General features: G+C 36.2%; 3 protein-coding genes and 1 riboswitch. Of the genes, 2 read left to right on the top strand and 1 reads right to left on the bottom strand.

All coding sequences use genetic code 11. The features are described 5' to 3' along the window. A partial coding sequence (locus ENL20_00640; protein HHE37068.1) for a hypothetical protein occupies positions 1–1,374 on the top strand: 1,374 nt, incomplete at its 5' end. 370 nt (positions 1,375–1,744) lie between these two features. Here the strand turns inward: ENL20_00640 and ENL20_00635 are convergent. Beyond that, the gene (locus ENL20_00635; GenBank protein ID HHE37067.1) at positions 1,745–2,110 is read right to left on the bottom strand and encodes a thiol reductase thioredoxin; all 366 of its coding nucleotides are present in this window, start codon (positions 2,108–2,110) and stop codon (positions 1,745–1,747) included. Between the two features lie 453 nt (positions 2,111–2,563). Then, a riboswitch (cobalamin riboswitch) is annotated at positions 2,564–2,833 on the top strand. 79 nt (positions 2,834–2,912) lie between these two features. Between ENL20_00635 and ENL20_00630 the strand changes: the two genes are divergently transcribed. Beyond that, a complete protein-coding gene (locus tag ENL20_00630; protein HHE37066.1) occupies positions 2,913–3,896 on the top strand; it encodes a hypothetical protein in 984 nt (327 codons plus the stop codon). Positions 3,897–4,006 lie beyond the last annotated feature (110 nt).

Raw genomic sequence — 4,006 nt, 5'->3', positions numbered from 1 at the left:
GGAATAGTAGATACGAACATGACTGTCTGGTATGATCAGGATGCGGAAAACAATATTCTCAAATATCGTGTTTATGCATATCTGGGTGAAGCAAAATCCGATTATGCGGAATCAGAAGAATTTCAAAATTCAATTCCTACTCCTACCAATTTGATTCTGACAGAATTGGATAATACAAAAGTCAAATTGAACTGGTGTGATATTTGTGAAACAGAAGATGGTTATTATATCGATAAGAAGATCGGAAGCCTGGACTGGGTGGAATCTTATGCCATTCTTGACAGTAATGCAACTTCCTATCTCGATGAGATCGAGCAGCCCTGCGGAACTTTTTCTTATCGTGTTCGGGCATTCGAGGGAGAAATCCTTTCCAGTTACAGTGATGTTGAAACAATCAATATCAGTCTGGGATTTGTCGGTTTACTCGATTCCGGATGTGATTATCAGGCAAATGATGTCTTTATTTCGAATACTACCAACTGGTGGTTATTCATAGCTGATCATTACCAAGGATTAACTATCATCGATGCTTCTGATCCGAGTTTTAATAGCGATCTTGACCATGCTTCTTTTAATCTCGGAGGATTACCGGATAGAACTTTCTCTGTTTTTGTGCGGGGGGAATTAGCTTATGTTACAACTCATTCCGGGCTTGATGAACACGGCTGGCTTTATGTCATTGATCTGAGTCCTTTCCTGAATGTCTATCCACGGGAACTCCCGGATGTAATTTATATCATAGAAGCGTGTCAAATACAGGGTTCTCCTGATGATACATATATTCCTAACGATATTTTTGTGGAAGGAAATTATGCCTATATTGCTGATGCAAATAACGGATTATCAATATATAATATAGTAGGAACACCATATTTTGTGGGGAATTGCAGTACTAACGGCGAAGCTCGTCATGTTTATATAAAGGATGATCTGGCTTATGTTGCTAATGGTCTCAGTGGAGCTGTTGTTGTCGATGTTTCGGACAAGTACAATCCATTTGTGATCGAAACTTATCCGACAACAGGTCTTTCTAATGAAATAGCTGCTTTAGGAGATCATATTTTTGTAGCAGATGGTGAAAATGGTTTGAAGATAATCGAGCGTGCAACCGGTAATACTCAATACCTCGATACGGATGGATTTGCATACAGCGTTTATGTTCAGGGTCAGGACAGGTTTGAGGAAGACCATGTTTACCTCGCAGACAAGGAAAACGGTTTGTTCGTTATTGATATTTCCGATATTAATGATCCTTATGTTTTAGGAACACTGGAAATGGATACGGAACCTGTCACAATTCATAAGTTTTTCCAGAGCAGTTATGTGTTTTTAACCGATAGTTTTGGCGTGAAAACAGCTCAGGTAGCTCCGTAAGATTTATCTCGTTCCCGATCTTATTCCTGAATTTTAATAAACTTCCGAAGTTTTTATTCTCATTCCCATGCTCTGCGTAGGAAAGAGTAATTCAACCTCCTCAAATATTTTTTAATCGGTATTTCTTAGAAATATTTTCAAAATAGCTGTTTTAAAAATACAGAATTTTGTCTTCTGCCCGGAAAAATTATATGAGACTAAAGGTTGTCCCTACAATTTATGATTTGTCAGAAAACTGAAAACAAAGAATCCTTTATTAATGCTGGTTTACATGATTTCATGTTGAAATTTTATGGAGGAACTGTTAAAGGTAAGGGCGGAGTGATGATGAATTGAATCGTAACACAAAATTATATTTTTTTAGAATTCATCATTCCATCAAATTATCAAATTTCTCTTTCAGCGGATTCAAAGGAAGCAATCCGACAATCCTATCTACCTCTTTCCCATCTTTAAAGAAAATGGTCGTAGGCACATTGGTAATCCTGTATTTTCGAGCAGTTTCGACAAAATAATCGATATTCATTTTGAAAATATTTACTTTCCCTGCATATTCGGGACCGATTTCAGAAAGCAGACTTGCCATGATCTTACAAGGCGGACAGGTAATCGAAGAGAAATCAACTACGCTCGGTATTTCTGATTTCAAAACTTCACTCTCGAAAAGTTCATCGCTAATATCTTTGGGTTTCCCCGGTTTTGGTGGTTTGTTAAATATTTTTTTAAATAATCCCATTATTCCATCCTTTTTTTGATGATAACATAATTGGAGTTAGATTTTTAGCAATAATCTTCTTCCATGAAGTTCTTTTGGGAAGTTCTTTTAGGGAAATTCTTTGAGGAAGTTCTTTGAGGAAATTAACTATAAATTCAGAAAAACATTAACCATTCACTTCAGTGAATTGCAAAGAAGATGACCATGACTCATTTCTGAATTCATTCAGCACATTTTCCGATTGAAATCGGTAATTCGGATTGAGTCTCTGTTTTCCATCGAATAAATTCGATGGTTAATGTCTGCTCATTATAAAAATATTAGAACTTTTTTGTATCTTTTTGTCTGCCTTGCCGTAGTTTTGATGAAGACAGGTACTTTTTCGCTTGCCTTGTCGAAATTTTAACGAAGACAGGTGGCTATAAAATTCCGAACTTGACACGAATCTTTCAAATTAATTTCCTGTTCACAGAATATAGAGTGCAGCTTAATGGTGCGAAAGTAAAAGGGAATCCCGTGAAAAGCGGGAGCGGTCTCCGCCACTGTAAGCAGAAATATTTAGCAACGAACAAAACTAACAAAACGAACAAAGATTGAAATTGTTTGTATTTATTAGTTGTTAATATTCGGGTCACTATCCATCACCTATTTTTTTAAACAAAAAAAATAGGTGATGGGTGGGAAGGCTCGGATAACTGATATAGTCTGCAAGCCAGGAAACCTGCCATTGATGCTTTTCTGATAATCTTCGGAGGAAGGATTTTTATCGGAAAACATGAATTGTCCTTTTGTATCAATAAGTTGAATTACAAAAGGATTTTTTATGTTTGAGAAATTAAAATATATAATTTTAACAATAATTCTCTTTTTATTCATTTCCTGCACATCATCACAGTATAAATCAAACAATCCGAGATACATCATAACATCACCGGAAATCGCAGAAATTGTCTGTTTGATACAGGGAACGGAAAACATTGTAGGAATCACGACCGAATGCGATTATCCTCTTGAATTAAAGTCGATTCCAAAAGTTGGAACTTTCGGTAAAGTCGATTTTGAGAAGATCATCGAATTAAATCCCACTCTTGTTTTCACCTCGGCTTTGGAACAAGATGCTCTTTCAGATGAATTGCAGAAGTTAAATATAAAAACCATAAAGATCTATCCAAAATCCATAGACGAAATGATCAAAGCAATTCGGGATATTGGAATTATCATAAACAAGGAAAAAAGAGCAAATTTCATTGCAGACAGCCTGCAAACCGAATTGTCTAAACTTGAGTTAAGTTCTGCTTTAGCGGGACTTGACTTAAGTTTGAATATCAACTCCAACCATTCCGAAGATCAAGATGCAAGAATTTCTCCGGCAGAGACCATTCGGAAGGTTTCCGATTTTCCTAATTCAACTATTTCAACCGATTCAACTAATTCACTAACTGTTTACATCGAAATCTACGGAAATCCGATCATGAGTGTTTCCGATAAATCTTTTGTGGGTGAAGTCGTGCAGGCAGCAGGCGGGAATAATATTTTTTCGGAACTACCGCGGGATTATAGTAGAATCAAACCGGAGCAAGTCATCGAAGCAAATCCGGAGATAATCATCTTAACTTATCCGGGAATCGATGCTGTTCAAATAAAAGAAAGAAAAGGTTGGGAAGTTATTTCAGCCTGTAAAAGTAATAGAATTTATACAGTCGAAAATATCGATCCTGATTTAATTTTACGAGCTTCACCGAGAGTTATCGAGGGAATTAAAAAATTGAAGAAGATTTTTAAGGGTGCTAATAAAAACAAAAGATAAATGAAAAAAAGAACTCTAATCTCGCTCATCATCACACTTTTTTCAATTGCCTTGATCTATCTTTATCTGAATTTCCAATCACCTTCTACCCATATCATGATGTCCGTCAG

The sequence above is a fragment of the Candidatus Cloacimonadota bacterium genome, from assembly GCA_011372345.1.
GTDB lineage: Bacteria > Cloacimonadota > Cloacimonadia > Cloacimonadales > TCS61 > DRTC01.
Note: the sequence above shows the minus strand (reverse complement) of the source record. Positions and strands in the feature narration are given on the sequence as shown.

Excerpts from the sequence above, each read along its gene's own strand:
- ENL20_00635 (HHE37067.1), bottom strand. The coding sequence starts at position 2,110 with ATGGGATTATTTAAAAAAATATTTAACAAACCACCAAAACCGGGGAAA.
- ENL20_00630 (HHE37066.1), top strand. The coding sequence starts at position 2,913 with ATGTTTGAGAAATTAAAATATATAATTTTAACAATAATTCTCTTTTTA.